The organism is Actinomadura meyerae (assembly GCF_900188445.1).
Lineage (GTDB): Bacteria > Actinomycetota > Actinomycetes > Streptosporangiales > Streptosporangiaceae > Spirillospora > Spirillospora meyerae.
Window position 1 is genome coordinate 41689 of record NZ_FZOR01000020.1, and the last position, 25823, is coordinate 67511.

Here is a 25823-nt window from a genome sequence, read left to right on the forward strand (position 1 = left end):
CGGGCGCTGGAGGAGTCGTCGTAGCCCCTCCGGCGCGGTCACCGCCGAGCGTCTTCTGCCGGATTCCACGATTCGGCAGGCGGGCTTGTGACGGCTTTTCTGTGCAGGATCAGAAGCGCCGTGTCGTCCGCCAATCTGCCGCGCGTGTACTCCTGCAACTCGTTGCGGACGGTCGGGGCGATGTCCTCCGGGGGGACGTCCTTCCACGACCTCACGCGCTGTTCCAGCGGGTAGAAGGAGCCGGCCGGGTTCCGGGCCTCGGTGACGCCGTCGGTGCACAGCAGCAGCGTGGAGCCGTACGGGAAGTCGAACCACTTGACGGGGCGCGGCTCGGAAGTGAGGGAGGCCAGCCCGAGCGGGACGGACGCTTCGCCGAGCGGTACCCGGCCGGTGCGGTCCCCGTCGATGAGGTAGGGCGGGATGTGGCCGCAGTTGATGGCCTGCGCCTTGCTGCCCGAGCTGACGCAGAGGACGAACGCGGTGACGAAGCGCTCCTCCTCGCCCGTCTGGACGGCGAAGGCGTTGTGCCGCAGCACCGACTTCTCCAGCGCGTCGACGACGCCGTTCAGGGTGGGCTCGGCCAGCGCCGCCTCCCGGAACGAGCTGAGCACCGAGAACGCCGTGCTGATCGCGGGCAGCCCCTTGCCCTGGACGTCGGCGATGAACGCCCGGCTGCCGTACGGCGTGGCCACGACCTCGTAGACGTCGCCGCCGACCAGGCTGTCCTCCTCGACCGGCTCGTACAGGCCGTGGGCGGTCAGCTCGGCGGTGTCGAGGGGGAACGGGCGCAGGATCTGGCGCTGCAGGGCCGCCGCGGCGGAGCGCAGCCGGGTGATCTCCCCTTCCCGGCGGACGCGCCGCATCGTCTGGAGCACGCTGAGGCCGTTCAGCGCGATGGCGAAGAGCATGACGCTCGCGTTCGCCGCCGGGGTGCCGAGCGGGCTGCGGATGAGGGAGCCGGCGATGACCAGGGTCGCCCACGCGGACGCGACCGCGGTCTGCCGGACCGTCCCCCGCCCGGAGATCAGCGTCGGCAGGAAGACCAGGAAGGGGGCGAGGCCGGTCTCCCGGCTGAGCACGACGCCGGTGATCGCGAGGACGGCCGTGATGCCCACGAGCCAGGACAGCACGACCGTCCAGCTGAGCGGGGCGGCGCGCCCGCTCCGCCTCGGGGCGGCGGCCGGGCCGCCCGGATCGTTCGAGACGCGCACCCTTCGCTCCCGCCGGAACCGTCAGTCTGTGATCATTAGACCACGGTCCGTGACGGATGCGCCCCGCGCCGCGTCAGAACGGGTACTGCGGCGGCTCGCCCCGCATGGTGATCCAGCGGGTCTCGGTGAACGCCTCGATGTTCGCCGCGGCGCCGCCGAAGCGGGAGCCGGTGCCGGATGCCCGCACGCCGCCGAACGGGGCGTTGGCCTCGTCGTTGACGGTCTGGTCGTTGATGTGGACGATCCCCGTCGGGATCTGCTCGGCGACGGACAGGCCGCGCATCACGTCCCGGGTCACGATGCCGAGCGAGAGGCCGTACTCGCTCGCGGCGGCCAGCTCCGCCGCCTCCGCCGCCGACGACACGCGGGTGACCGGGGCGATCGGGCCGAAGACCTCGTCGGCGAACGCGGGCGCGGTCAGCGGGATGTCGGCCAGCACCGTCGGCCGGTAGAACAGCTCCTCGTAGGTGCCGCCGGCGGCGAGCTTCGCGCCCTGCTCGACGCTCGCGGTGACCATGCCGTGGATCTTGTCGCGCTGGCCGGCGTCGATCACCGGGCCGAGCGCGACCTCGCCGCCCGCCGGGTCGCCGACCGGGAGCGCGCCCGCCTTGGCGGCGAGGCGCTCCACGAAGTCGTCGTAGAGCCGGTCGGCGACCAGGTGGCGGCCGGTGGTCATGCAGATCTGGCCCTGGTGGAAGAACGAGCCCCAGGTGGCGAGGTTCACCGCCGCGTCGACGTCGGCGTCGTCCAGCACGAGCAGCGCGGAGTTGCCGCCGAGCTCCAGGTGGGCGCGCTTGAGGTGGCGCCCGGCCAGCTCGCCGATGCGGCGGCCGACCGGGGTGGAGCCGGTGAAGGAGATGACCCGCACGTGCGGGTCGGTGATCAGCGCCTCGCCGGTGTCCGCGCCGCCGGGCAGCATCTGCAGCACGCCCGGCGGCAGCCCCGCCTCCTCGAACACCCGCGCCATCAGGGTGCCGCCGGTGACGGCGGTGCGCGGGTCGGGCTTGAGCAGGACGGCGTTGCCGAGCGCGAGCGCCGGCGCGACCGAGCGGATGCCGAGGATGATCGGCACGTTGAACGGCGAGATCACCGCGACCACGCCGGCCGGCATGCGGCGCGCCATGGACAGCCGCGGCTCCTCCGACGGCAGCACCTCGCCGATCGCGCGGGACGGCAGCCCCGCCGCCTCGTAGCACTCCTCCGCCGCGACGTGCAGGGCGAACCCGGCCATGCCGGGGACCGCGCCGACCTCCCGGACGTTCCAGCCGCTGATCTCCTCGGCGTGCCGCTGCCACAGGTCGCCCGCCCGGCGCAGCACGGCGGCGCGGGCGGTGTGCGGCAGCGCGGCCCACTCCCGCTGCGCCGCGGCGGCGCTCGCGGCGGCCTCGGCGACGTCCGCGGGGGAGGCCAGCCCCATCCGGCCGATCTCGGCGCCGGTCGCGGGCTCGACCACGGCGTAGTCGCCGCCGTGCGCCGCCGTCCACGCACCGTCCTTGAAGATCTTTCCCTGCCAGTCGACGCTGTCGAGCAGTCCCACGGGTCTCGTCCCTTCGTCCATCGTCCGTGCGCGAGAGGTGCGTGCGCGGGTGGTCCATGGGGGTACGGGCTTGCGTACCCACCGCGGCGGCCGCCGCCGCGGGCGGCGCGGCGGCGGGGCCGCGGCCGGGGCGGCGGAAAGTTGACGCGACCGTACGGGCCACCGACCTGCGGGGCAACAGCGTGTTCCGAAGGTTCGAACCCGAGTTTGCTATCTGGAACGCGGCTCCGCCGCGGGCCGGTGGCCTAGCCGCCGGGAGATCTCGGCGGCGGTGCGCCGCAGCGGCGGCTCGACCCGTCCGGCGAGGGCCTCGACCGACGCGGGCGCGACCGTCAGGTGGACGGCCACGTTGACCGCGGCGACGACCGTGCCCGACCGGTCGCGGACCGGTGCCGCGAACGAGCGCAGGCCCGGCGCGAGCTCCTCGTCGTTGACCGCCACGCCGCTCTGCCGCACCCGGGCGAGCGCGGCGGTGAGCTGCTCCCGGTTGGTGATCGTCTTCGGGCCCCGGCGCGCCATCTCGGTGCGGTCGAGGAGCTGGCGCAGCTCCGCGGCGTCCTTGTGGGCCAGCAGCACCTTGCCCATCGAGGTGCAGTACGCCGGCAGCCGCGACCCGACGTGCAGGTTGAGGTCCATGGCGAGCGCGCTGCGCCGCCCGCTGCGCCGCCGGTCGACGTAGACGACGTCGGGGCCGTCGCTCAGCCCGAGGCTGGCGGTGTAGCCGGTCTCGTCGGCCAGCGCCTGCAGCGGCGGGCCGGCGACGCTCGTCAGTTCCATGGAGTCGATCGCCGCGAACCCGAGGTCCACGGCGCGCGGCCCGAGGGAGTACTTCCTGGTCTCCGGGTCCTGCTGGAGGTACCCGAGCTTGGTCAGGGTGGCCACGTACCGATGGGTCGTGCTCTTGGTCAGCCCGGCGGACCGCGCCAGGTCGGCGACGCCCAGCACCGAGTGGCCGCCGGTGAAGGAGGACAGGACGCGCAGCCCGCGCTCCAGCGACGCGGAGAAGGTCGGGTCGGCGGCCGTGCGTGCGCGCCTGCGGGAGGAGTCATCGGTCACGCGGTCAGAATACGGTCCGCCAGTTCCAGATATTCGAACGTTTTTGACCGTCGCGGTGGGGGTGGCAGTCTTCTGGGGCCGGTGCCGACGACGCGAGCGAGGAGAACCGACCCCCATGTCCGGAGCGGAGCCGAGCGGGACCGGCCGGCGCAGGTCGCGCATCGGGCACTTCATCGGCGGCGCGTGGACGGAGCCGGTGTCCGGGCGCTCCTACCTGAACCGCTCCCCGTGGTCGGGCGAGGCGATCAGCGAGGTCGCCGCCGGCGACGCCGAGGACGCCGAGCGGGCCGTGGCGGCGGCGCACGCGGCGTTCGAGGGCTGGGCGCGGACGCCGCCGCACCGGCGGCAGCTGGTCTTCCTGCGCGCGGCCGACGTCCTGGAGCGCCGCGGCGCCGAGGTGCTCGCCGCGCTGGCCGCCGAGACCGGCTGCGGCGCCGTCTTCGGCGGCGTCCAGCTCGGCTTCGCCGTCCGGCTGCTCCGCCAGGCCGCCCAGCTGGCCTACCGCCCGGCGGGGGAGCTGCTGCCGTCGGACGTCGAGGGCACCACCGCGATGGCCGTGCGGCGCCCGGTCGGCGTGGTCGCGGCGATCGCGCCGTGGAACGCCTCGCTCATCCTCGCCGGGCGGGCGGTCGTCGGGCCGCTCGCGCTCGGCAACACCGTGGTGCTCAAGCCGTCGGAGGACGCCCCGTACACCGGCGGCGCGCTGTGGGCGGAGATCCTGCACGAGGCCGGCCTGCCCGCCGGGGCGCTCAACGTCGTCACCCACGCCCCCGGCGAGGCGGGCGGCATCGGCGACGCGCTGCTCGCCGCCCCGCTCGTCCGGCGGATCAACTTCACCGGCTCCACCCCGACCGGCCGCCGCCTCGCCGAGAAGGCGGGGCGGCACCTCAAGCGGGCGGTTCTCCAGCTCAGCGGGCAGAACCCGCTCATCGTCGCGGGCGACGCCGACCTCGGCTACGCCGTGGACGCCGCCGTCTACGGCGCGTTCGTGCACCAGGGCCAGGTCTGCCTGTGCGCCCGGCGCGTCTACGTCGAGCGCCCGCTGATGGCGGAGTTCGCCGAGCGGTTCGCGGCGCGGGCCGCGGCGCTGCCGGTGGGCGATCCGTCCGACCCGGCCACCGTCGTGGGCCCGGTGATCAACGAGTGGGCCCTCGCGCTCATCGACCGCCGCGTGCGGGAGGCGGTGGGGCTCGGCGCCCGGGTGCTGGCCGGCGGCGACCCCCGGCCGCCCTGCTACCCGGCCACGGTGCTCGCCGACGTGCCGGACGAGGCGGAGATCGCGCAGGGCGAGACGTTCGGGCCGGTGGTGGTGCTGGAGGCGGTCGACTCCGCCGAGGAGGCCGTCGCCCGCGCCAACGCCTCCGACCTCGGGCTCGCGGCGTCGGTCATCACCGGCGACCGCTCGCGCGGGCTGCGGCTGGCCGGGGCGCTCGACGCGGGCATCGTCCACGTCAACGACCAGCCCGTCAACGACGAGCCGCAGATGCCGTTCGGCGGCGTCAAGGACACCGGCTGGGGCCGGTTCGGGCTGGGGTTCGCGGCCGAGGAGTTCTGCGAGCTCCAGTGGATCACCGTCCGCGACCAGGACCGCGAGTTCCCCTTCTGACCGCGGCCCCGGCCGCCCGGTCCGGTTCCGGCGGGGTCAGACGGGGGTGATCGGCAGCGGCCGGCGCGGCTCGAAGGCGAAGCCGGCGCCGGTGCTGAACCGGACGACGGCGACCTCCCCGGCCTCGGGGGCGGGCTCGTCGCGGCGGACGACGGCCGCCCGCCATCCCGGGCCGTCCTCGGTGACCTCGACGTCGAGGTGCGGGTCGACGGCGCGCACGACGGCCCGCAGCGCGTCCGTCCAGCCGGGGCCGCAGAGCGAGATCCAGGCGCCGTCCTCGTGGGCGGGGGAGGGGCGGACGGCGACCGCCGTCCCGTCCACGGCGGCGTCGACGTAGGCGGCGGGGTTGAGGAGCGGGTGCAGGGCGAGGACGCGGGCGGCGCCCTGCTCGTCGCCCGGCAGGTCCAGGGCGCGGGCGAGCCGCTCGGCCGCGATGCCGGCGATGCCCACGAGCTGCTTGCGCCGGATCCGCAGCAGCGCGGCGCCGTCGGCGGCCCGCTCGGCGACGGCGAGCGCGAACGCGCGGTCGAGCAGGTGCATCTGCAGGCACACCTCGTCGGCGATCCGGGCCAGCGCGGAGTGGGAGAAGGCGGCGAAGTCCAGGTCGGACAGCAGCGGGCCGGAGTAGTCGGCGAGGCCGTCGCCGGAGGAGTCGATCGGCGCGAGTTCGAGGGTCGCGGCGCGGGACCGCTCGTTCTCGGCCAGCAGCGGGATGCCCCGCGCCTCCGGGTGCGACTCGTCGATGGTGACCGTCCACGCGCAGTGCGGGTGCCGGCCGGCGGGCCGGCGCGGCGGCCGGTGGATCGGCCTCACCCGCGCCTTGGGGTTGGTGGCGACGGCGGTCGCGTCGAAGGTCGGGTCCTCGATGTCGTGGCACATGGAGCGGACGTAGTCCTCGCCCATGGGTTCGACGTCCATGAGCGCGCCGCAGTGGTCGAGGTGGAACTCCCCGTGCCAGCGGTCGTGGACCGTGTAGCGGAAGTCCATGAACTGCGGGGGAGCGCCGATGTCGAGCTGGAGCCCCTTGAAGATGGTCGGCACGTCGCCCTTGCCGGGGACCTCGGGGGCGTAGCCGAGCGCCCGCTGCATCCGGCGCGTGTAGATCGGGCTGGAGGCCGCCCACTCCTCGATCGCGATCCGCGCCATCTCCTCCCGCCCGAACGCGGAGATGCACCAGGCCATCCCGGAGCGGTCGATGAGCTGCCCGATCAGCAGCAGCTCGGGGACGGCGGCCGCGAGCCGCTCCCGGGACAGGGCGGCGTAGCGGCTCGGCGGGGGCGCTTCGGTCATCGGCCGGTCTCCTCGTGGGGTCGGGTTCAGGCCAGGCCGAGCCGGGCGGCGGTCTTGTCGAGGTAGGCGAGCACGGCGTCCTCGTCCGCGTCCGGCACGCCCCAGATCAGCTCGGCGGCGCCGGCGGCCTCCCACTCGGCGAGGTCGGCGGGGGTGGGCTTGGCGGCGACCAGGATCCGCACGTCGGGCTCGCCGTCGCGGCCCGCCTCCGTCCACTCCTCGCGCAGCAGCGCGATCCGCGCGGCGATGTCCGTCTCGATCGGGGTGGTCATCCAGCCGTCGGCGTGGCGGGCGATCCACTTCATGGTCTTGGGCCCGCCGCCCGCACCGATGATCACCGGGATGCGGCCCTGCGGGGGCTTGGGGTAGGCCCAGCTCGGGCCGAACGACACGAACTCGCCGTCGTAGGACGCCTCCTCCTGCGTCCACAGGGTCCGCATCGCCTCCAGGTACTCCCGCAGGACGGTGCGGCGCCTGGCGGCGGGGACGTGGTGGTCGGCCAGCTCGTCGGTGTTCCAGCCGAACCCGGCGCCGACCGTCACGCGCCCGCCGGACAGGTGGTCCAGGGTGGCGAGCGTCTTGGCGAGGGTGATCGGGTCGGACTCCACCGGCAGCGCGACCGCGGTGGCGAGGCCGATCCGGGAGGTCACCGCGGCGGCGGTCGCCAGCGACACCCACGGGTCGAGGGTGCGCGTGTAGCGGTCGTCGGGCAGGTCCTCGCCGCCGGTGGGGTGGAGCGCGTCGCGGTGCACCGGCATGTGGGTGTGCTCGGGCACGTAGAAGGTGTCGAAGCCGCGCTCTTCGGCGGCCTCGGCCAGGGCCGCCGGGGTGATGCCGCGGTCGGAGGTGAAGAGCACGATGCCGTTGCGCATGGCGCCATACTAGAACCTGTTCTACCGATTCTGGAATAGTGCCTGGACGGCTGTCCAGTCGAGTTCGGCGCAGTCGGGTACCGTCCGGCGCCATTGCGGCGGCGACCGGCCCGCCGTAAGGTGGACAGCTGTCCAGGCAGCTGACCAGCCCCGGCGGCGAGGAGCACCATGGCCATCCGCGTCCTTCACGTGGCGACCGGCAACGTCGGCCGCATCGCCCTGTCGCAGGTCATCGAGGACCCCCGCTTCGAGCTGGCCGGGCTCGTCGTGTCGAACCCGGAGAAGGTCGGGCGGGACGCCGGCGAGCTCGCCGGCCTGGACGCGGTCACCGGCGTGGCCGCCACCGCCGACCTGGACGCGGCGCTGGCCCTGCGGCCGGACTGCACCGTGTACTGCGCCCTCGGCGAGACCCGCCTGTCCGCGGCGCTCGACGACCTCCGGCGCGTCCTCGCCTCGGGCAGCGACGTCGTGGCCTCGTCGCCGGTGCCGCTCATCCACCCCTGGGGCGTCCTGCCGGACCGCATGATCGCCCCGATCGAGGACGCCTGCCGGGCCGGCGGGACGAGCCTGTTCGCCACCGGGGTCGACCCCGGCTGGATCAACGACCTGCTGCCCTTCGCGATCGCGAGCACCTGCCAGCGCGTGGAGCGGGTGCGCTGCTCGGAGATCGCGGACTACGCGACCTACGACGGCGCCCCGGTCATCTTCGACTTCATGGGCTTCGGCCGCCCGGTGGGCGACCTGCCGAAGATGTTCCGGCCGGGCATGCTGGCGGCGTCCTGGGGCGTCAGCCTCCGGATGCTGGCCCGCGGCTTCGGCTTCGCACTGGACGACATCACCGAGCGGTTCGAGCAGGAGCCCGCGCCCGAGGCGTTCGACGTCGCCGCCGGGCACATCCCCGCGGGCGGGGTCGCGGCCGTGCGGTTCCAGATCACCGGTGTCGCGGCCGGCCGGGAGGTCCTCGTCATCGACCACACGACCCGGCTGCGCGCCGACCTGCGCCCCGACTGGCCCCGGCCGGCGCAGGACGGCGGCTCCTACCGGGTCGAGATCACCGGCGAGCCGTCCTACCGCGTCGACGTCTGCCCGACCAGCGCGCGGGGCGACCACAACTACGCGGCGATCGCGGCGGGCGCCGGGCGCATCGTCAACGCGATCCCGGACGTCGTCGCGGCGCCGCCGGGCCTGCGCACACCGCTCGACCTGCCCTTCAACACCGCCCGCGGCGTGTTCGCGGCGGCGCTGGGCGGCTGAGGCACACCGAGGAGAGGACACCGGCGATGGGACGTGTGGACGGCAAGGTCGCCCTGGTCAGCGGCGGCGCGCGCGGCATCGGGGCGGCCGCCGCCCGGGCGCTGGCCGCCGAGGGCGCGCGGGTCGTGATCGGCGACATCCTCGACGACGAGGGCCGGGCCGTCGCGGCGGAGCTGGGCGAGGCGTGCCGCTACGTGCACCTCGACGTGACGAGCCCCGAGGACTGGACCGCCGCGGTCGCGGCGGCCGTCGACGGGTTCGGCCGCCTCGACGTGCTGTTCAACAACGCGGGCATCGCCAACGGGGCCGCCATCACCCGGTTCTCGCTGGAGAAGTGGCAGCGGATCATCGACGTCAACCTCACCGGCCCGTTCCTCGGCATCCGCGCGGCCGCCGACGCGCTGATCGCGGCCGGCGGCGGCTCGATCATCAACAACTCCTCCATCGAGGGGCTGCGCGGAACCTCCTGGGCGCACGGTTACGTGGCCTCCAAGTGGGGCCTGCGCGGCCTGACCAAGTCGGTCGCCGTCGAACTCGCCCCGCACGGGATCCGGGTCAACTCGCTGCACCCGGGGCTGATCCGCACCCCGATCACCGAGGGCATCCCCGACGACATGGTCCCGATCCCGCTCGGCCGCCCCGGGCAGCCGGAGGACGTCGCCTCGTTCGTGGTCTTCCTGGCGAGCGACGAGTCGTCCTACGCCACCGGGGCGGAGTTCGTCATCGACGGCGGCACCGTCAACCAGATCCCGCACAAGGGCTGACCGGGCCCAAAACAAGCGCGCGCGCTGGGCTTTCAACCGAGGGGTTGACGGCTCGGCCCGGCGCGGTCTACGGTGGCTTTAAACCATCAAGTTGAAAATGGAGAGGCGATGACGGCGGACGCGCTGTCGCAGGTCTTCGCGGCACTGGCGGACCCGACCCGGCGCGACATGGTGGCCCGGCTCTCGGAGGGCGACGCGACCGTGAACCAGCTCGCCGAGCCGTACGAGATGTCCCTGCAGGCCGTCTACAAGCACCTGCGGGTCCTGGAGGGGGCGGGGCTCGTCAGCAGGCCGGCCGGGCCGCAGCCGCGGCGGGTGCGCCTGGAGGCCGGCGCCTTCGACCTGATGGACACCTGGATCGAACGCCACCGGGCCCGCGTGGAACGGCGCTACCGCCGTCTCGACGCCGTCCTGGAGCAGATGAAGGAGGACGAGCATGACCACCGAGACGACCATCGAGGCCGACCCGAAGCTGCCCGTGATCAGGATGACGCGTGACTTCGCCGCGACGCCCGAGCAGCTGCTGCGCGCCCACACCGACCCCGAGCTGTTCGCGCGGTGGGTGGGCCCCGACGGCATGACCACCCGGATCGAGCACTGGGACGCGCGCTCCGGCGGGAGCTGGCGGTACGCCGCCGTGCGCGGCGACGAGGAGTACCGGTTCCGCGGCTGCTTCCACGAGGTGGGCCCCGACCGCATCGTGCAGACCTTCACGTTCGAGGGCGAGCCCGAGGGCGTGGCGCTGGAGACGCTCCGGTTCGAGGACCTCGGCGGCGGCCGCACCCGGCTGCACGCGCAGTCCCTCGTCGACAGCTTCGAGGGCCGCGACGCGTGGCTGCGCAGCGGCATGGAGACCGGGGTCGACCAGGGGTACGCCAAGCTGGACGGGCTGCTGGCCGATGGCGCTGTCTGACCTGCCCGCCGAGCGGCACCGGCAGGTCGCCGGGGCGTTCACCGACCGCGTCCGCGGCACCCGCTCCTGGGAGGCGCCCTCCCCGGTCGCCGGCTGGACCGCCCGCGACGTGGTCGGCCACCTGACCGGATGGTTCCCCGGGTTCCTGGAGGCCGGCGCCGGGGTCCGGCTGCCCGCCGGGCCGCCGGTGGGCGAGGACCCCGCCGCCGCCTGGCAGGTGCATTGCGACGGCGTCCAGGCGGTGCTGGACGACCCCGCGACGGCGGATCGCAAGCTCACCAATCCGCACATCGGCACGCTGCCGCTCGCGGCCGCGATCGACCGGTTCTACACCGCCGACGTCTTCATGCACACCTGGGACCTGGCCAGGGCCACGGGCCAGGACGACCGCCTCGACCCCGACTTCTGCGCCGAGCTCCTCGGCGGCATGGAGCCGATGGAGGAGGTGCTCCGCTCGTCCGGTCAGTACGGGCCGCGCGTCGAGGTGCCCGCCGGCGCGGACGTCCAGGCGCGGCTGCTCGGCTTCATCGGCCGGGACCCGTTCTGGACGCCCTCCACCGGCGCTTGAAGCCGTCTCCATCGCGGGCCGCCGTCCGCGCCGGCGTCCGCCGGAGCCGTGCCGCGCGGTGTCTCAGCCGGTGCCGGTGGCGAGGCGGCGGCCCAGCAGGCGGCCGAAGGTCAGGGCCGGGGTCACCAGCATGCCGCCGCAGAAGCTGTTGCCGCAGGTCGCGGCGGCGCCGATCAGCTCGCCGAGCGCGTGCACGCCGGGCAGGGGCGTGCCGTCGGCGCGGCGGACGCGCAGCTGCTCGTCCACGTCCAGGCCGGAGAAGGTGATCAGCGTGATGCCGTGGTTCTCCATGGCGAAGAAGGGGCCGTCGGCGATGGGGGCGGGCAGGTGGGTGCGGCCGAACTCGGTGTCGGTCCCGGCCGCCACCGCCGCGTTGTACCGTTCCACGGTGCCGGCGAGGCCGGCGGGGTCGATGCCGGCGAGGGCGGCGAGTTCCCCGATCGTGTCCGCCTTGTGGACGCCCTTGCGGGTGCCCGCCTTCGCCAGGACGTCGTCGGGGCTCCAGCCGACCACCATCGGGACCGAACTGAGCCGGGCCTTGTCGTCGAAGACCGTCCAGAACGTCCCGTCGGTGGCGGCGGCGAGGGCGCGCTCCTTGCGGTCGATGCTCAGCTCGTCCTCGGCGACGAAGCGGCGGCCGGCGCGGTCGACGTAGATCTCCCAGGGCGCCCGCTCGGCCGCGACGAGCAGCGGACGCTCCTCGTAGTACGCCTTGCCCGGGGTGGTGGGGTGCGGCAGCCCGCCGAACGTGGGGAGGTACTGCCCGCGGCCGGCGATCGCCGCGCCCGCCTCCCGCGCGATGACGAGCCCGTCCCCGGTGGACGTCGGGTGCGCGGCGCTGACCAGGGGGACGCCCTCGATCTCCTCGAACAGCTCGGGGTCGGCGGCGAAGCCGCCGGTGGCGAGGACGACCGCCGGGGCGCTCACCTCGACCTCGTCGACGCCGTTCCGCAGGACGGTGACGCCCGGCCCGCCGGTGAGGCCGATCGCGGTGCTGCCGAGCCAGAGCTCGACGCGGCCCGCGGCGATCTGCTCGTCCAGCAGCCGCTTGAGGACGGCGAGGATCGACAGGCCGCCGTCCTTGCCGTAGTAGGTGCGCGGGACGCCGTAGGGCTCGTGGCCGTAGACGAGCCGGGGCGACTCGGGGGCGAAGTCGAAGCCCTGCTCCTCCAGCCAGTCGATGGTCTCGGGCGCGTGCCGCGCGGCGATCTCGACCAGGTCGGCGCGCGCGGTGCCGCCGCTGATCCGCTCGATGTCGGCCAGGTGCTCCTCGACGGTGTCGGCGATCCCGCGCTCGCGCTGCCGCCGCGTCCCGGCGGCCGACATGTGCCCGCCGCTGGTGTGCAGGGTGCCGCCGATCCGGGCGTCCTTCTCCACCAGCAGCACCCGGGCGCCGTGCCGCGCGGCCTCGACGGCGCAGGGGATGCCCCCGGTCCCGGCTCCGATGATGACGACGTCGTACGGCACACGCGCTCCTTCTTGTTCCGATTCTAGGAACGATGTTTCACTATCGTGGTCTATGTTGCTTGTCGGGACGGAGCGGCGCAAGCCCCGTCCCCGAATCGGGAACAGCGTTCCAATGGAGGTAGGCATGCTCGGAGCGGTCATCGAGGCCGTGGTGGCCACCCGCGACCTCGCGGCGTCCATCGGCTTCCACACCCGCGCCTTCGGCCTGGAGGTGCTGGAGCAGGACGCCGGCTCGGCCCTCCTCGGCGTCCAGGGATCGCCCACCGGCCGCCTCCGCCTCGTCGCGGACCCGGACGCGCCGCGGACCCCCGACCCGCGGATCTGGGACATCGGGCCGCGGCTCCTCGGCATCTACTCCCGCGACCTGGAGCGGACGGCCGCCGCGATCGACGCCGCCGGCGGCGCGTCCCGCGACCGCGTGACCTACCCGTACGGCGCCGCCACGCTGAGCGAGTTCGTGGCGCTCGGCGCCGACGGCGTCTGGTGGACGATCCCGCGCGCCGGCGCCGGCCACCGGCCGAGCCCCGCGCTGGAGGGCGACCCCGACCGGCTCCACGGCGAGCTGCACACGGCCGTCCTCGTCCCGGACGACCACGACGCGGCGGTCGCGTTCTTCACCGGCGCCGGCCTGGAGGTGCTGTTCTCGGGCGAGATGTCGGGGGAGCCGTTCGACCGGATGACCGGCATGCCGCCCGGCGCGGCGCTGCGCCTGACGTTCCTCGTCCCGCCCGGCCACGCGCCCGCGCGCCTGGAGATCATGTCGTTCACCGGCGTGGACGCCGCGGACCTCTCCGGCGCCCGGCTGGGGCTGCGCCGGCTGGTGTTCGCCGCCGCCGACCCCGGGGCGGCGCTGCGGAACCTGGCGGCGGCCGGCGCCGAGCGCCTCGGTGCCGCGGCGGTGCGCGGCCCGGCGGGCGTCGAGATCGAGGTGCGCTGACCGGGCGCACGCGCGGAGGCCCGGCCGGACCGCGCGGTCCGGCCGGATCACGCGGCTCAGCCGAACCACCAGGGCGCCCGGTCCTCGGGGGAGCGGATCAGGAAGGAGCGCTGCCGCTGGAACCGGCGGATCGACGCGGGCCCCATCCGCGAGCCGCCGAGCCCCGAGGACTTGAAGGCGTTCTTCTCGCCGTCCTGCACGAACCCGGTCAGCGACGCGTCGTTGACGCTGATGCCGCCCGCCTCCAGCCGCTCGCCGACCGCGAGGGCGGCCTCGGTGGTGGCCGCGAACACGGCGGCCGACAGCCCGTACTCGCTGTCGTTCGCCAGCCGGACCGCCTCGTCGGCGTCCGCGAACGCCATGACCGGCAGGACGGGCCCGAACGTCTCCTCCCGCATGACCTTCATGCTGTGGTCGACGCCCGTCAGGACCGTCGGCTCCAGGTAGGCGCCGCCGCCGAGCACGCGGATCTCCCCGCCGCAGCGGACGGACGCGCCGCGCGCGACCGCGTCCGCGAGGTGGTCGCGGATGATTTCGACCTGGGCGGCGGAGATGATCGGCCCGAGCTCGCCGTCGGTCACCTCCGGGTACGCAGGGCCGACCTTGCGCGCCCGCGCCACCAGCAGGTCGACGAACTCCTCGAACACGGGCTCCGCCGCGTACACCCGCTCGATCGACATGCAGGAGTGGCCGGTGTTGACCGTCCCGCCGTACAGGACGGCCTGGGCGGCGCGGTCGAGGTCGGCGTCCGCGCAGACGATCGCCGGGTCCTTGCCGCCGAGCTCCAGGAACGCCGGGATGAACCGGGCCGCGGCGGCGGCGCCCACGGCGCGGCCGGTCCGCACGCTGCCGGTGAAGCAGATCAGGTCGACGGTGTCCACGACGGCCGCGCCGGTGGCCCCGTCGCCGTCGACCACGGTGAGGACGCCGTCCAGCGCGGGCACCTCGGCGACGCACGCGCGCAGGACGGCCGCGAACCGCGGCGTGATCTCGCTCGGCTTGAGCAGCACCGCCGAGCCGGCGAGCAGCGCGGGCACGACGTCGATCATGGCCAGCAGCAGCGGGAAGTTCCACGGGCTGATCGCGCCGACGAGCGGGTAGGGCAGCGGCGCCTGCCGCAGGCCGATGCCCGGCATCGAGGTCGGCGCCGGGTCCGGGCCGGCCGTGCCGAGCAGCCCGGGAGCGCGCTCGCACCAGCGGTCCAGCGAGGCGAGGACGCTGTCGATCTCCAGCCGGGACACCTGCAGGCGCCCGGTGTCGCGGACGAGCGCCGCCGTCATCGCGGTGTCCCGCTCGGCGATCGCGTCCCGCAGCGCGCGCAGCGCCGCCACCCGCCCGGCGGTGCCGAGCGCGAGCCAGCCGGGCTGCGCCGCCCGCGCCCGGTCCGCCGCCGCGGCCACCTCGGCGGCGTCGGCGCAGCGGAGCGTCTCGTCGGTGCGCCCGGTGCGCGGATCCCGCACGCCGATCTGTCGAGCCATCCCAAACCTCCCGGAATCTGTTCCGGCGACTGTAACGCCGTTCCATCGAAACCGGAATGATGGTACGAATAATAGTCTGACCTTTCCCCCCGGACGGAGGCCCCGTGATCGGCACTCATGGATGGACGCTGCACAGCTGGGCGATCCTGCTGCACATCGTCCTGTTCGCCTACTGGCTCGGCGGCGACCTCGGCGTCTTCTACTCCAGCCGGTTCATCCTGAAGCCCGAGCTGTCCACCGAGGCGCGCGGCGTCGCGGTGAAGATCATGCACGTGGTCGACATGTCGCCGCGGATCTGCCTGGTGCTGTTCCTGCCGAGCGGCATCACGCTGATGGCCGCCGACGAGCTCGGCCGCGACATCTTCGGCGGCTGGCGGCTCGCCGTCGTCTGGGTGCTGGCGCTGGTGTGGCTGTGGCTGGTCATCGCCGACTACCGGCGCCGGCCCGGCCGGTTCGGCGACCTGGTGCACCGCGCCGACCTGATCGTGCGCGGCGCGCTGATCGCCGGGCTGCTCGGCGCGGCCGGCTACACCTTCCTCGCCGACGAGCCGTTCGGCGTGACGTCCAACCCCAAGTGGCTGGCCGGGAAGGTCGCCGCGTACGCGCTGTGCATCGCCGCCGGGCTGATGATCCGGGTCAAGCTGAAGCCGTTCGGGGCGGCGTGGGGGACGCTGCTCGCCAAGGGCAGCGACCCGGCCGTGGAGCGCGACATCCGCGGCGCGGTCCAGGGCAGCATCCCGTACGTGCTCGCGATCTGGACGCTGGTCGTGGTCGCCGCCCTGCTCGGCGTGGTCAAGCCCGGCTCGACGGCGTACTGAATGCGGCGCGACTCGCCGGGATCAGGCGGGCCGGTGGCCGAACCGCTCGGACAGCCGGCGCACCGTCTGCAGCAGCGCCGCGGCGCAGAACTCGGTCTCCTCGCGGAACCGGTCGATCGGGCCGCTGACGCTCATCACGGCGATCGGCCGGTCGTTCTGGTCGAGGATCGGCGCGGCGACCGACGCCGCGCCCGCCTGCCGCTCGGCGACCGAGGCGGCGTAGCCGCGGGCGCGGATCTCCTCGATCTCGCGGCGCAGCCGCGGCGGGCTGGCGATGGTGTCCGGCGTGAACTGCTCCAGCGCGGGCTGCGCGAGGTAGTGCTCGATCTCCTCGTCGGACAGGAAGGCCAGGAACGCCTTCGAGGACGCGCCGGCGTGCAGCGGGTAGGGCACGCCGAGCGTCACCGACATGATCAGCTCGCGGCGCGGGGTCACCTGGTCGATGTAGGAGCGCGTCCAGCCGGACCGGACCGACAGCGTCGCGGTCTCCAGCGTCCGCTCCGACAGCGCCGTGAGCTCGGGGCGGGCGACGGTCCGCACGTCGATCCGCTCCAGGTAGGCCATGCCGAGCTTCATCGCGCCGATGCCGAGGGAGTAGCGCCGGGTCTCCTCGTCCAGCTCGATGAGGCCGCGCCCGCGCAGCGAGGTGAGGATGCGGTGCACCGCCGCCTTCGACAGCCCGAGCGCGGTGGCCACCTCGGTGACGCCGAGGGTCGCCGCCCGCTGCTCGGCGAAGTACATCAGGACGTCCGCCGCGCGCTCCACCGTGGCGATGGTCTGGCCGGTCCCCGCGCGCTCCTCGGCGCGTGGGGAGAGCTCGCTCGGCTGCGCGGTGCTGGTCATGGGGGTGGTTCCTTCCCGGTCCCGGTGCTCGGGCATGGCTGACGGACACAAGCGTGCACGGTTTCGATCAGTGTAATGCCGTTCCACTCGGCGAGGCCGGTGACCCGCAGAACCGGGTCCACATTATGAGATGACGCACGTCCACGACCCCGAAACAGGAAGGAAAACAGAGATGAAGACACCGCTCGAAGCCACCGAGGGCATGCTCCAGGCGGTCATCGACCGCGATCTCGACGCCGTCCTCGACGCCTTCTCCAGCGCGCCCGACGCCTACGTCTTCCCCGAGGGCCCGCGCTGGACCACGCGCGGCGGCGACCGGATCGAGCAGGGCTGGCGCGCCTACTTCGAGGCCCCCGTCGGCATCGACGGCTACCGGTGGGTCGAGGGCCCGCACGTGTTCGAGTCCGCCACCCTGGGACAGGTGACCGGCGTGATCGACTACGACGTGCACGGGGACGGCCGCTCGGGACGGCTCCGGATGCGGATGTCCTGGCTCCTGCGCGAGGAGGGCGAGCGGTGGCGCATCGTCCACGAGCACGGGTCGCAGCCGCTCGCCGACCCCTACGGCGCGGGCGACTGGTGGCCCTCCGGAGCCCGTCCCCTCGGCGCGGAGGGCTGACCGCCGCCTGGCGGCGGCGGGCGTGCGGCTCCCCGCCGCCGGCCGCGCCGCCGGGACCTCGGCGGCGCGGCGATGCGGCTGTCGCGGGGCGGGCGGGTCAGGCGACCTTGGACTCGTTGATGACCGTCCGCCTGACGAGGCGGTCGCCGTCCATCCAGTGCCAGGTGCGGCACTTGTGCAGGCCGTCGCGGGAGAGCTGGATGAGCTCGTAGAGGTAGTTGTCCGGGTCGGACTTGTACGACCAGGTCAACACGATGGACTGCGCGTCCACCTGGCTCATCTCGCCGATGATCCGGTCGTTGTCGAAGTGGCAGACGTCGCCGCGCATGCGCCCGCCGAACTCCAGCTCCTGCACCCGCCCGTCCGCCCAGGTGTAGGTGTTGATCTGGCAGATGTCGTACGAACCGTCCTCGGGCACCCAGCACTTCAGGTGCGAGGCGTGCCGGTCGACGACCGTCCCGCCGGCGTCGAGGTGGATGTACTCACCCCGCCATTCGCCGAGGTGCTTGCGGTTGATGGGCATGCCCGGGACTCCGGCGCGCATGGGCTCCTCCTGGTCGGACGCGTGGACGGGGGCGGTGCGGCGGGCGTTGACAGCCCGCCGTCCGCGAGCCTAGCGTCAACGCACCGCAAATTGGAACAGCATTCCGCAAGTCGGAACACGAAAGGGATCTTGGATGAGCGAGCACGGCCCGGCCCTGGTCGAGGGCATCACCGGAGCGGTCATCGGCGTGTCGGACTTCGCCCCCCACCTGGAGTTCTTCGGCGACCGCCTGGGCTACGAGGTCGCCGCCCGGGGCACCGTGTCCGCCGCGGCCGCGGACGCGCTGTGGGGCACCGGGACCGCCGACGTCGAGGCCGTCGCGCTCGCCGCGGCGGGCGCCGGCACCGGCCGGATCCACCTGGTCCGGGTGGCCGAGCCGCTCGCGCCCGCGGCGCGCCCGCACAACCTCGACGACGGCCTGATCGGCATCGACATGTACGCCGCCGACATCGAGGCGGCGCACGCCCGGTTCGCCGCGGACGGCATCGCCTGGTCGACTCCGCCCGCCACCTACGGCGTCGCGGTGGGGGACCGGGAGGTCCAGGTCACCCAGGGCGTGTGCCCCGCGCCCGACGGCACCGCGGTCGTGTTCGTCCAGCCCGCCGCGATCCGCGGGACCGCCGCCTGGGAGGCCGACCCCGAGCGCCCCTACACCGAGCTGACCTCGGTGGTGTGCCACGTCCCCGACGCCGACGCGGAGGTCGGGTTCTGGGGGCCGGACGGCCTCGGCATGTCCGTCTGGTACGACGTGGTCTTCTCCTCGCCGGGCTTCGACACGGTGGCGGACCTGCCGCCGGGCACCCGCATGCGGCTGGCGTTCCTGGCGGGCGAGCGGACGGCCCGCATCGAGGTCACCTCCGCCGAGGGGGAGCACCGCGTCGACCGGCGCCCGCTCCAGCGCCCGGGCCGGTCCCTCGGGCACAGCGGCTGGACGGTCCGCACGCGCGACCTGGCCGCCGCGCTGGAGAGCGTGCGCCGGACGGGCGGCACGATGGTGTCCGCCGAGCCGGTGGAGACCGACGACCCGCTGCACGGCAAGGCCGCCGCGGCGTCGGTCACCACGCCCAACGGCGTCAGTGTGACGCTCTACGAGCCCCGCGCCTGACACGGCCCGTGGACGCGGGCGCGTGCGCGCGGGGCCGCTCCCCGGTGTTCCGGTCAGGCCGCCCAGAGTTCGAGGTGGACGCCGTCGGGGGAGGTCGCGGTGAACGCGCGGCCGCCGCGCAGCGCGCTGTCCACGATGGCGCCCGTGCGCGCGCCCGCCTCGGCGAGGCGCGCGCGGGCGGCGTCCAGGTCGGCGACCGGGAAGACGCCCGCGCGCATGCCGGAGGCGAACGCGCCGCCGCCTTCGGGCAGCTCCAGGCCGGGGAAGCTGATCAGCTCCAGCCGGGCGCCGCGCCCGTCCCAGAACAGGTCGAGGACGATCTCGGCGTCCGGCCGGTCGATGCCGATCAGCGCCGCGACGGCCGGGTTCACCATCCGGTGCGAGTACAGGGACTCCAGGCCGAGGCCCGTCCAGAACGCGGTGTCGCACCGGTCGCTCAGGTGGACGGCGGCCTGCAGCTCGGAGTGCCGCCGCGCCTCGTCGCCGTCCAGCAGGCTCGCCCTGCGGGAGCTGCCCTCGACCAGCACGACGCGGATGCCGCCGGGGCCGACGAGACCGCATTCGGCGAACGGGCGCCCGCCGAGCTCCCACCGGGCGATGGGGGAGGGGACGCCCCCGGCCGCGGTGAGCTCCGCGACGCTCGCCTCGATGTCGCGCGTGTAGACGTCGACGCCGTAGCCGCCGGACGCGATGCCGGTGCCGCCCTCGGGGGCGGCGACGAGCAGGAGGCCCCCGGACTCGGCGCCCTCCGGGAGGTAGAGCACCTCCTCGGCCGGGCCGGCCAGCCTGTACAGGGCCGCCGCCGCGTCCGCGCCGAGGACGCCGCGGCGCCGCTCCCGGAAGCCGAGGGCGGACAGGAAGCCCGCGGCGGCGGGCAGGTCGTGGCATCCGAGCACGGCGTACCGGGGGCTGCTGAGCATGGGGACTCCCTGGGGTCGCGACCTGTGATGTGGCGCATGCTATCTGAAACACTGTTCCGAGAATAGAAACAGCGATGGGAGGGCTCGTGCCCCTGTACCTCGCCGCGGCGGACCCCGCGGACCCCGGGCTGCCCTGGAAGCCGTTCACGATCCCGGGGTCGAACGAGCCCGTGCTGCTGCTCCGGCTGGAGGTCGACCCGGTGGACGGGTCGTCCACCTCGCTCGTGCGGTTCCCGCCCGGCTGGAGGCGCCCGGGGCCGGGGCACTACGCCTGCGGCGAGGAGTTCGTCGTCCTCGGCGGCGAGCTCACCGTCTCGGGGGTGGCCTACGGGCGGGGCGACCGCGGCTGGATCGCGCCCGGCGCCACCCGCCGCGCGTCCGCGAGCCCCGAGGGCGCACTGGCGCTGGCCTGGTTCTCCGGGGTTCCGGCCTGGACGGACGGCGAGGGCGCCGCGCCGGCCGACCCGTCCGGCGGCAGGGTGCCGCTGCTGTCGGTGCACGTCCCGGAGGCGGGGCTGCCGCTGCGCACCGGGGTGGGAGAGCGGGAGGCGCGGCTGTACGAGCGGGCGCCCGCGTCCTTCGGTACGGCCGTCCGCGTGCTGTGGCCGGAGGGCGCCGGCGGCCCGCGCTGGGCGGCGTTCGGGCCGGGCGAGCCGCTCCCCGCCGGGCGCCGCGGCCGGATCTTCGTCCGGTCCGGCTGTTCCATTTAGCGGAAAGCTGTTGCAAGATGTCCGGCAACACGTGACGTTCGTGACGACGTTACGCAGCGCGGAACACCAGGAGGGACCCATGATCTACCTCGTCTACCGGATGAAGCTCAGCGAGCGGTCCAGGCGCAACCAGAAGGAGTTCTGGGCGTGGCTGGAGGACCGCGAGCGCTGGTTCTACCGCGACCTCCCCATGGTGAAGGAGGTGCGCTGGTACTACAGCGTGGTCGGCGACGTCTACACGCTGGAGAACTGGGCCGCGTTCGAGGACGAGGCCGCGTGGGGCGCCTACCGCGCCGCGCTCGGCGGGCTGAAGGCCGACGCCGACTGGGAGGGCGAGCGCGTCACCCAGGACGACTGGTGGGAGTTCCTCGACACGCGGATCGTCACCGATCCGCCCGTGCCCGTCGGGCTCAGCCGCGGCTGAGCGGGGCGTCGCTGATGCCCCAGGAGACCGGCGCCCGCCCCCGCGCCGCCGAGCGGGCCGGGCAGTCGGCGTCCACGGTGGAGCGGGCGGCGGACGTGCTGGTGCTGTTCGCCGAGGCGGGCGCCCGGACGCTCGGCGTCACCGAGATCGCCGACGCGCTCGGGCTCTCCAAGCCCGCCGTCCACCGCATCCTCACCTCGCTGCGCAGCCGCCGGCTGGTCCGGGTCGACGAGCAGACCCGGCGGTACGCGCTCGGGCTGACCGCGATGCGGCTCGGCCTGGCCTACCTCGACCACATCGACGCGCGCCGGCTGGCGGCCCCGGAGCTGGTGGGGCTGTCGCAGGCGACCCGGGAGACGGCGACGCTGTCGATCCGGACCGGCGCGGAGCGGGTGTACGTCGACCAGGTGACCCCGGACCGCGAGGTGATCATGTCGGTGTCGCTCGGGGTCCCCTTCCCGCTGCACGCCGGCGCCTCGTCGAAGGCGTTCCTGGCCTTCCTGCCCGCGGCGCAGATCGAGGAGTACCTGGCCGGCGACCATCTCAGCCGGCTGACCGACCGGACGGTCGTCGAGCCGGACGCGCTCCGCCTGGAGCTGGCGGAGATCCGGCGGCGCGGCCACGCCCGCTCGTTCGCCGAGCGCCAGTCGGGCGCGGCCTCGGTCGCCGCGCCCGTCTTCGACCACCACGGCCTCCCGGCCGCGGTGGTGAGCGTGTGCGGGCCCGTGGAGCGGTTCCGCGGCGAGGCGGACGCCTGCGCCGCGGCGCTGCTGGACGCGACGGCGCGGCTTTCCGCTCTGATGGGACACGTTCCCGATTAGCCCGGACGGCGCGCGGCGCTCCGTGCCGCGCCCGCCGCCCGGCGGGCGCGGTATCCGCGCGCGTTGTGGCAGCTCACCGCGTAACAAAAACGTCATGAGCGAAAAAGTCAGACCTATTGACACTGCTGCGCGGCCCTTTATAGCGTCCAACGTCACGGAACCGCGTTCCGATAACAGGAACATCCTGGCGGAGGTACACATGCGCAGATCAGTCGTCACGGTCGCCGCGGGGCTGGCGGCCCTCGCCGTGACCGCGACCGGATGCTCGGGCAAGGCCGCGGGCGACAAACCGGAGATCCAGATCGGGCTGATCGCGCCGATGAGCGGTCCCTTCGCGGTTCTCGGCATCTCCCAGCAGAACTCGCTGAACGTCGAGATCGAGCGGATCAACGGCGCCGGCGGGCTCGACGGCTCGAAGCTGAAGCTCGTCACCCGCGACTCGGGCCTCGACCCGGGCAAGGCCGTCCAGGCCGCGAACGAGATGGCCGGGAACGACGCGGTCAAGCTCGTCGTCGGCCCGTCCCTGACCGCGTTCTACGACGCGGCCAAGGGCACCTACGAGAAGAACGAGAAGCTCAACTGCCAGCCCGCCGTCTCCACCGGCAGCTTCGCCGACCTGAAGTACGGCTTCCGCTCGCAGGACCCCTCCGAGCTGGACGGCCAGAAGGTCGTGAACTGGCTGAAGCAGGAGGGCGCCACCTCGCTCGGCCTCGTCTACGAGGGCGACGACACCGGCAAGAACACCGACGCGCTGCTCAAGAGGCTGCTGCCCCAGGCGGGCATCAAGTACCTCGGCTGGCAGGTCAGCCGGGCCGACGACCAGAGCCACCGCGCCTACGTCGAGAAGTTCGGCGACGCCGGCGCGATCATGATCTCCAGCAGCGTCGGCGGCGCCAAGACGATGGCCGCGGCCGCGCAGACCGGCTTCAAGGGCAAGATCGTGGGCGCCGGCTCCGGCATGCAGAACATCTCCTTCATCGAGGCGGCCGGGGACGCGGCCAAGGGCGCGGTGTTCCCCGCCGCGCTCTACGAGTACCCGACCCGCAAGGACCGCTCGGAGTGGATGCCGGGGTACCGCAAGCACACCGAGGCGATCGAGCAGAAGTACGGCAAGAACGTCGGGCCGAAGAGCGGGGCGCAGTCGCCGAAGGGCGCGGCCATCACCGCCGACTGCCTGTACGCCTTCGAGCAGGGCGTGAAGGCCGCCAAGTCCACCGACGCCACCAAGGTCGCCGCCGCGATCGAGGCGCTGGACGTCCCGGCCGAGCAGAGCCCGTCCGGTAACGCCATCAAGCCCGGCCCGAGCCACGAGTTCTACCACGCGGTGCACCTGTACCAGTGGAACAAGGACGGCAAGGGCTGGTACACGACGGAGATCAGCTCCTCGTGAGCGCGCAGGTCTGGCTCGACGGCCTCTTCGCCGGGTCCGTCTACGCGCTGGTGGCGCTCGCGCTGGCGATCGTCTTCCAGCCCACCCGGGTGCTGAACTTCGCGCAGGGCGAGCCGATCGTGCTCGGCGCGGCCGTCAGCTACCAGGTGGTCGCGCTGTGGCAGTGGGGCTGGCCGGCGGCCCTGCTGATCACGCTCGTCCTCGGCGCGGCGATGGGCCTGCTCAGCGAGCGGATGATCATGCTGCCGGTGCGGCTGTCCGGATCGCGGTACGCCTGGATCATCGCCACCCTGGCCGCGGCGATGATCTTCCAGGCGCTGTTCACGCTGCGCTACTTCGACGTGGACGCGCTGCGGCCGCGCGCGCTGGCCCCCGGCCACCTGGAGGTCTTCGGGCAGCGGCTCGCCTGGCAGCAGCTGCTCACGATCGCCGTCGCGCTCGCCGTGATGGCCGGATACGACCTGTTCCTGCGGCGCACCGCCTACGGGCGCGCCATCCGGGCGGCCTCGCACGACGCCGACGCCGCCGTGATCATGGGCATCCCGGTCCGCCGGGTCGTCCTGCTCAGCTTCGTGATCGCCGCGGTGATCTGCGCCTTCGCGGGCGTGCTGGCCGCGCCGCTGCTGTTCATCGGCCCGGCCTCCGGGCTGATGTTCACCATCAAGGGCTTCATCGCCGCGGTGATCGGCGGGGTCGGCTCGCCGCGCGGCGCCCTGGCCGGCGGCCTGATCGTCGGCCTGCTGGACGCGGTGGTGCGCAACCTCGCCGGCGCGACGACCGGGGACTTCGTGGTCTTCGGCCTGCTGGCGCTGATCCTCGTGGCGTTCCCGTCCGGGCTGTTCGGCAAGCCGATGGAGGCGCACTGATGCAAGGTGCACACGACGTCATGCGGCGGTGGCTGCCCGGCGCGCTGACCGCGGTGGCCGCCGCGGTCCTGCTCGCCTGGCCGGCCATCACCGACTTCTACAGCTACAACGCCTCGTACTACGACGGGCTCGTCGCCGCCGCGGCGATCAGCGCGATCCTGACGATCTCGCTGAACCTGTCGATGGGCTACGGCGGCCTGCTGTCGATGATGCACACCGGCATGCAGCTGATCGGCGGGTACGCCGTCGCCTACACCACCGTCGAGGCGGGGCTGCCGTGGCTCGGCGGCGTCGCGCTGGCGATGCTGCTCGGCGCGGTGTTCTCCGCGCTCGTCCTGGTCATCAGCCTGCGCGCCACCTACCTGTACTTCGGCATGATCACCCTCGCCGCGAACCTGATCGCGGTGGAGGGCGGCAAGGCCTGGGAACCGGTCACCGGCGGCGTCAACGGCATCGTCGGGGTCGCCCCCGGCGGCCTCGGCAAGGTCCAGTTCTACTACGTCACGCTGGGCGCGCTGCTCCTGGTCTACGTCGTGCAGCGCAACCTCATGCGCAGCGGCGTCGGCCGGGCGGTCATGGCGGTCAAGGAGAGCCCGGACACGGCCGCGGCCATGGGCATCCGCCCGACCCGCACCAAGATCCTGGTGTTCACCGTGGCCGGCGCGATCGCCGGGCTCTCCGGCGGCCTGTACGCGCTGCAGCTCGGCTTCATCAACCCCGACGTCGGCATCCTGGACAACGGGCTGGTGTTCTTCGTCGGCCTGTTCCTCGGCGGCATCGGCACGCTGGCCGGACCGGTGATCGGCGTCGCGATCATCGCCGCCGTGGTCGAGATGATCAAGGACTACGCGCGGTACACGACGCTGTTCCTCGGCTGCACCCTGCTGCTGGCGATGATGCTCGTCCCGCGCGGCATCGTCGGCACCTGGCAGGGCAGCCGGTTCGCCCGGCCGCCCGAGGGGGAGGACCGGGAGCCCGAGGGGAACCTGCCGGCGTCGGTGCTGCCGCCCGCCGCCGACCCGGACGTCCCCGCCCTGGAGGGGCGCGGGCTGGTCAAGCACTTCGGCGGCGTCAAGGCGGTGGACGGCGTCGACATCTCCGTCGCCGCCGGGACCGTGCACGGCATCATCGGGCCGAACGGGTCGGGCAAGTCGACCACCGTCGCCTGCCTCACCCGGTTCCACCGGCTGGACGCGGGCGAGGTGCTCGTCCGCGGGGAGCCGGCCCCCGACCGCCCGTTCGAGGTCGCCGAGCGGGGCGTCACGCGGGTCTTCCAGATCCCGCACCTGTTCGAGCAGCAGACCGTCCTCGACAACGTCCTCGCCGGGATGCGCCGGCGCGAGCGGTACGGGCTGCCGTCGGCGGTGCTGCGGCTGCCCGGCTACCGGCGCCGCGAGGCCGCCTCGCGCGAGGAGGCCGCCCGGCTGCTGGCGTTCGCCGGGCTGTCCGGCCGGGCCGAGCAGCTCGCCGGATCCCTCTCGCACGGCCAGAAGCGGCTGCTGGAGGTGGTCCGGGCGGTGGCGTCGAGCCCGCGCGTGCTCATCCTCGACGAGCCCGCCACCGGGCTCGTCCCCGCCGAGATCGAGGCGCTCGCGCGGCTGTGCCGGGCGTTCCGCGACCACGGCCTCGCGGTGGTGCTCATCGAGCACAACATGGACTTCGTGATGGACGTCTGCGACCGCATCACCGTCATCGACAGCGGCAAGGTGATCGCCTCCGGGGCGCCCGCCGAGGTCCGCTCCGATCCCGCGGTGCTGGACGCCTACCTCGGGCGCTCCGACCTGGTGGAGGACCTGACATGACCGCGTGG

26 protein-coding genes are annotated in these 25823 nt (G+C 73.9%); 16 read left to right on the forward strand and 10 right to left on the reverse strand.

All coding sequences use genetic code 11. From position 1 onward, the window contains the following. Positions 1-38: 38 nt before the first annotated feature. The 3 genes from CHF16_RS20835 to CHF16_RS20845 form a co-directional block, all read right to left on the reverse strand. Complete coding sequence (locus CHF16_RS20835) at positions 39-1211, reverse strand: PP2C family protein-serine/threonine phosphatase (RefSeq protein ID WP_089327758.1); 1173 nt, start codon at positions 1209-1211, stop codon at positions 39-41. Between the two features lie 73 nt (positions 1212-1284). After that, entirely contained in the window at positions 1285-2748 is a 1464-nt protein-coding gene (locus CHF16_RS20840; protein WP_089327759.1) for an aldehyde dehydrogenase family protein, read from the reverse strand. A gap of 210 nt (positions 2749-2958) precedes the next feature. Beyond that, on the reverse strand, positions 2959-3804 hold the full coding sequence (locus tag CHF16_RS20845; RefSeq protein ID WP_245868926.1) for an IclR family transcriptional regulator: 846 nt from the start codon (positions 3802-3804) through the stop codon (positions 2959-2961). 115 nt (positions 3805-3919) lie between these two features. Between CHF16_RS20845 and CHF16_RS20850 the strand changes: the two genes are divergently transcribed. Continuing rightward, positions 3920-5410: an aldehyde dehydrogenase family protein gene (locus tag CHF16_RS20850; protein ID WP_089327760.1), complete on the forward strand. Its 1491-nt coding sequence runs from the start codon at positions 3920-3922 to the stop codon at positions 5408-5410. A gap of 36 nt (positions 5411-5446) precedes the next feature. On the opposite strand, the gene CHF16_RS20855 is transcribed toward CHF16_RS20850, so the two are convergent. Both CHF16_RS20855 and CHF16_RS20860 read right to left on the reverse strand, forming a co-directional pair. Further along, positions 5447-6700 carry a hypothetical protein gene (locus tag CHF16_RS20855; RefSeq protein WP_089327761.1) on the reverse strand — a complete coding sequence of 418 codons (1254 nt, stop codon included), beginning with the start codon at positions 6698-6700 and terminating at the stop codon, positions 5447-5449. A 26-nt stretch (positions 6701-6726) separates the two neighbouring features. Further along, positions 6727-7572, reverse strand: a complete 846-nt coding sequence (locus CHF16_RS20860; protein WP_089327762.1) for an LLM class F420-dependent oxidoreductase — start codon at positions 7570-7572, stop codon at positions 6727-6729. A gap of 168 nt (positions 7573-7740) precedes the next feature. On the opposite strand from CHF16_RS20860, the gene CHF16_RS20865 reads away from it, so the two are divergent. The 5 genes from CHF16_RS20865 to CHF16_RS20885 all read left to right on the forward strand — a co-directional run bounded on the left by CHF16_RS20865 (position 7741) and on the right by CHF16_RS20885 (position 11071). Further along, a complete protein-coding gene (locus CHF16_RS20865; protein ID WP_089327763.1) occupies positions 7741-8826 on the forward strand; it encodes an NAD(P)H-dependent amine dehydrogenase family protein in 1086 nt (361 codons plus the stop codon). A 26-nt stretch (positions 8827-8852) separates the two neighbouring features. Continuing rightward, positions 8853-9590 (forward strand): glucose 1-dehydrogenase, encoded by a 738-nt coding sequence (locus CHF16_RS20870; protein WP_089327764.1) that lies wholly within the window; start codon positions 8853-8855, stop codon positions 9588-9590. 108 nt (positions 9591-9698) lie between these two features. Continuing rightward, positions 9699-10088: an ArsR/SmtB family transcription factor gene (locus tag CHF16_RS20875; RefSeq protein ID WP_089327765.1), complete on the forward strand. Its 390-nt coding sequence runs from the start codon at positions 9699-9701 to the stop codon at positions 10086-10088. Further along, entirely contained in the window at positions 10027-10503 is a 477-nt protein-coding gene (locus CHF16_RS20880) for an SRPBCC domain-containing protein (protein WP_089327766.1), read from the forward strand. Before CHF16_RS20875 ends, CHF16_RS20880 begins: the two co-directional genes overlap by 62 nt. Next, positions 10490-11071 (forward strand): TIGR03086 family metal-binding protein, encoded by a 582-nt coding sequence (locus CHF16_RS20885; protein WP_089327767.1) that lies wholly within the window; start codon positions 10490-10492, stop codon positions 11069-11071. Before CHF16_RS20880 ends, CHF16_RS20885 begins: the two co-directional genes overlap by 14 nt. Positions 11072-11134: 63 nt before the next feature. Here CHF16_RS20885 and CHF16_RS20890 read toward each other — a convergent pair whose 3' ends face one another. Continuing rightward, the gene (locus tag CHF16_RS20890) at positions 11135-12538 is read right to left on the reverse strand and encodes an FAD-dependent oxidoreductase (protein WP_218826758.1); all 1404 of its coding nucleotides are present in this window, start codon (positions 12536-12538) and stop codon (positions 11135-11137) included. A gap of 124 nt (positions 12539-12662) precedes the next feature. On the opposite strand from CHF16_RS20890, the gene CHF16_RS20895 reads away from it, so the two are divergent. Continuing rightward, positions 12663-13475: a VOC family protein gene (locus CHF16_RS20895; RefSeq protein WP_089327768.1), complete on the forward strand. Its 813-nt coding sequence runs from the start codon at positions 12663-12665 to the stop codon at positions 13473-13475. Between the two features lie 56 nt (positions 13476-13531). Here the strand turns inward: CHF16_RS20895 and CHF16_RS20900 are convergent, their stop codons facing one another. Further along, on the reverse strand, positions 13532-14953 hold the full coding sequence (locus tag CHF16_RS20900) for an aldehyde dehydrogenase family protein (RefSeq protein WP_089327769.1): 1422 nt from the start codon (positions 14951-14953) through the stop codon (positions 13532-13534). 104 nt (positions 14954-15057) lie between these two features. On the opposite strand from CHF16_RS20900, the gene CHF16_RS20905 reads away from it, so the two are divergent. Next, positions 15058-15771 carry a hypothetical protein gene (locus CHF16_RS20905; protein WP_245868930.1) on the forward strand — a complete coding sequence of 238 codons (714 nt, stop codon included), beginning with the start codon at positions 15058-15060 and terminating at the stop codon, positions 15769-15771. Between the two features lie 21 nt (positions 15772-15792). Here the strand turns inward: CHF16_RS20905 and CHF16_RS20910 are convergent, their stop codons facing one another. Next, positions 15793-16614 (reverse strand): IclR family transcriptional regulator, encoded by an 822-nt coding sequence (locus tag CHF16_RS20910; protein WP_089327770.1) that lies wholly within the window; start codon positions 16612-16614, stop codon positions 15793-15795. A 172-nt stretch (positions 16615-16786) separates the two neighbouring features. On the opposite strand from CHF16_RS20910, the gene CHF16_RS20915 reads away from it, so the two are divergent. Continuing rightward, complete coding sequence (locus tag CHF16_RS20915) at positions 16787-17233, forward strand: nuclear transport factor 2 family protein (protein WP_179271624.1); 447 nt, start codon at positions 16787-16789, stop codon at positions 17231-17233. 97 nt (positions 17234-17330) lie between these two features. On the opposite strand, the gene CHF16_RS20920 is transcribed toward CHF16_RS20915, so the two are convergent. Next, positions 17331-17777 (reverse strand): hypothetical protein, encoded by a 447-nt coding sequence (locus CHF16_RS20920; RefSeq protein WP_089327772.1) that lies wholly within the window; start codon positions 17775-17777, stop codon positions 17331-17333. A 133-nt stretch (positions 17778-17910) separates the two neighbouring features. Between CHF16_RS20920 and CHF16_RS20925 the strand changes: the two genes are divergently transcribed. Continuing rightward, positions 17911-18882: a VOC family protein gene (locus CHF16_RS20925; protein WP_089327773.1), complete on the forward strand. Its 972-nt coding sequence runs from the start codon at positions 17911-17913 to the stop codon at positions 18880-18882. 53 nt (positions 18883-18935) lie between these two features. Here the strand turns inward: CHF16_RS20925 and CHF16_RS20930 are convergent, their stop codons facing one another. Beyond that, positions 18936-19802 carry a VOC family protein gene (locus CHF16_RS20930; protein ID WP_089327774.1) on the reverse strand — a complete coding sequence of 289 codons (867 nt, stop codon included), beginning with the start codon at positions 19800-19802 and terminating at the stop codon, positions 18936-18938. 74 nt (positions 19803-19876) lie between these two features. Between CHF16_RS20930 and CHF16_RS20935 the strand changes: the two genes are divergently transcribed. From CHF16_RS20935 to CHF16_RS20960, 6 genes are all read left to right on the forward strand, one after another. Next, complete coding sequence (locus CHF16_RS20935) at positions 19877-20512, forward strand: cupin domain-containing protein (RefSeq protein ID WP_089327775.1); 636 nt, start codon at positions 19877-19879, stop codon at positions 20510-20512. A 79-nt stretch (positions 20513-20591) separates the two neighbouring features. Next, on the forward strand, positions 20592-20936 hold the full coding sequence (locus CHF16_RS20940; protein WP_089327776.1) for a hypothetical protein: 345 nt from the start codon (positions 20592-20594) through the stop codon (positions 20934-20936). Positions 20937-20950: 14 nt separating this feature from the next. After that, positions 20951-21757, forward strand: coding sequence for an IclR family transcriptional regulator (locus tag CHF16_RS20945; protein WP_089327777.1), 807 nt, complete (start codon positions 20951-20953; stop codon positions 21755-21757). Between the two features lie 199 nt (positions 21758-21956). Then, complete coding sequence (locus CHF16_RS20950; RefSeq protein ID WP_179271625.1) at positions 21957-23147, forward strand: ABC transporter substrate-binding protein; 1191 nt, start codon at positions 21957-21959, stop codon at positions 23145-23147. Then, positions 23144-24013 (forward strand): branched-chain amino acid ABC transporter permease, encoded by an 870-nt coding sequence (locus CHF16_RS20955; RefSeq protein WP_179271626.1) that lies wholly within the window; start codon positions 23144-23146, stop codon positions 24011-24013. The genes CHF16_RS20950 and CHF16_RS20955 overlap by 4 nt, the downstream gene beginning before the upstream one ends. Further along, complete coding sequence (locus tag CHF16_RS20960; protein WP_089327780.1) at positions 24013-25815, forward strand: branched-chain amino acid ABC transporter ATP-binding protein/permease; 1803 nt, start codon at positions 24013-24015, stop codon at positions 25813-25815. Before CHF16_RS20955 ends, CHF16_RS20960 begins: the two co-directional genes overlap by 1 nt. Positions 25816-25823: the final 8 nt, after the last annotated feature.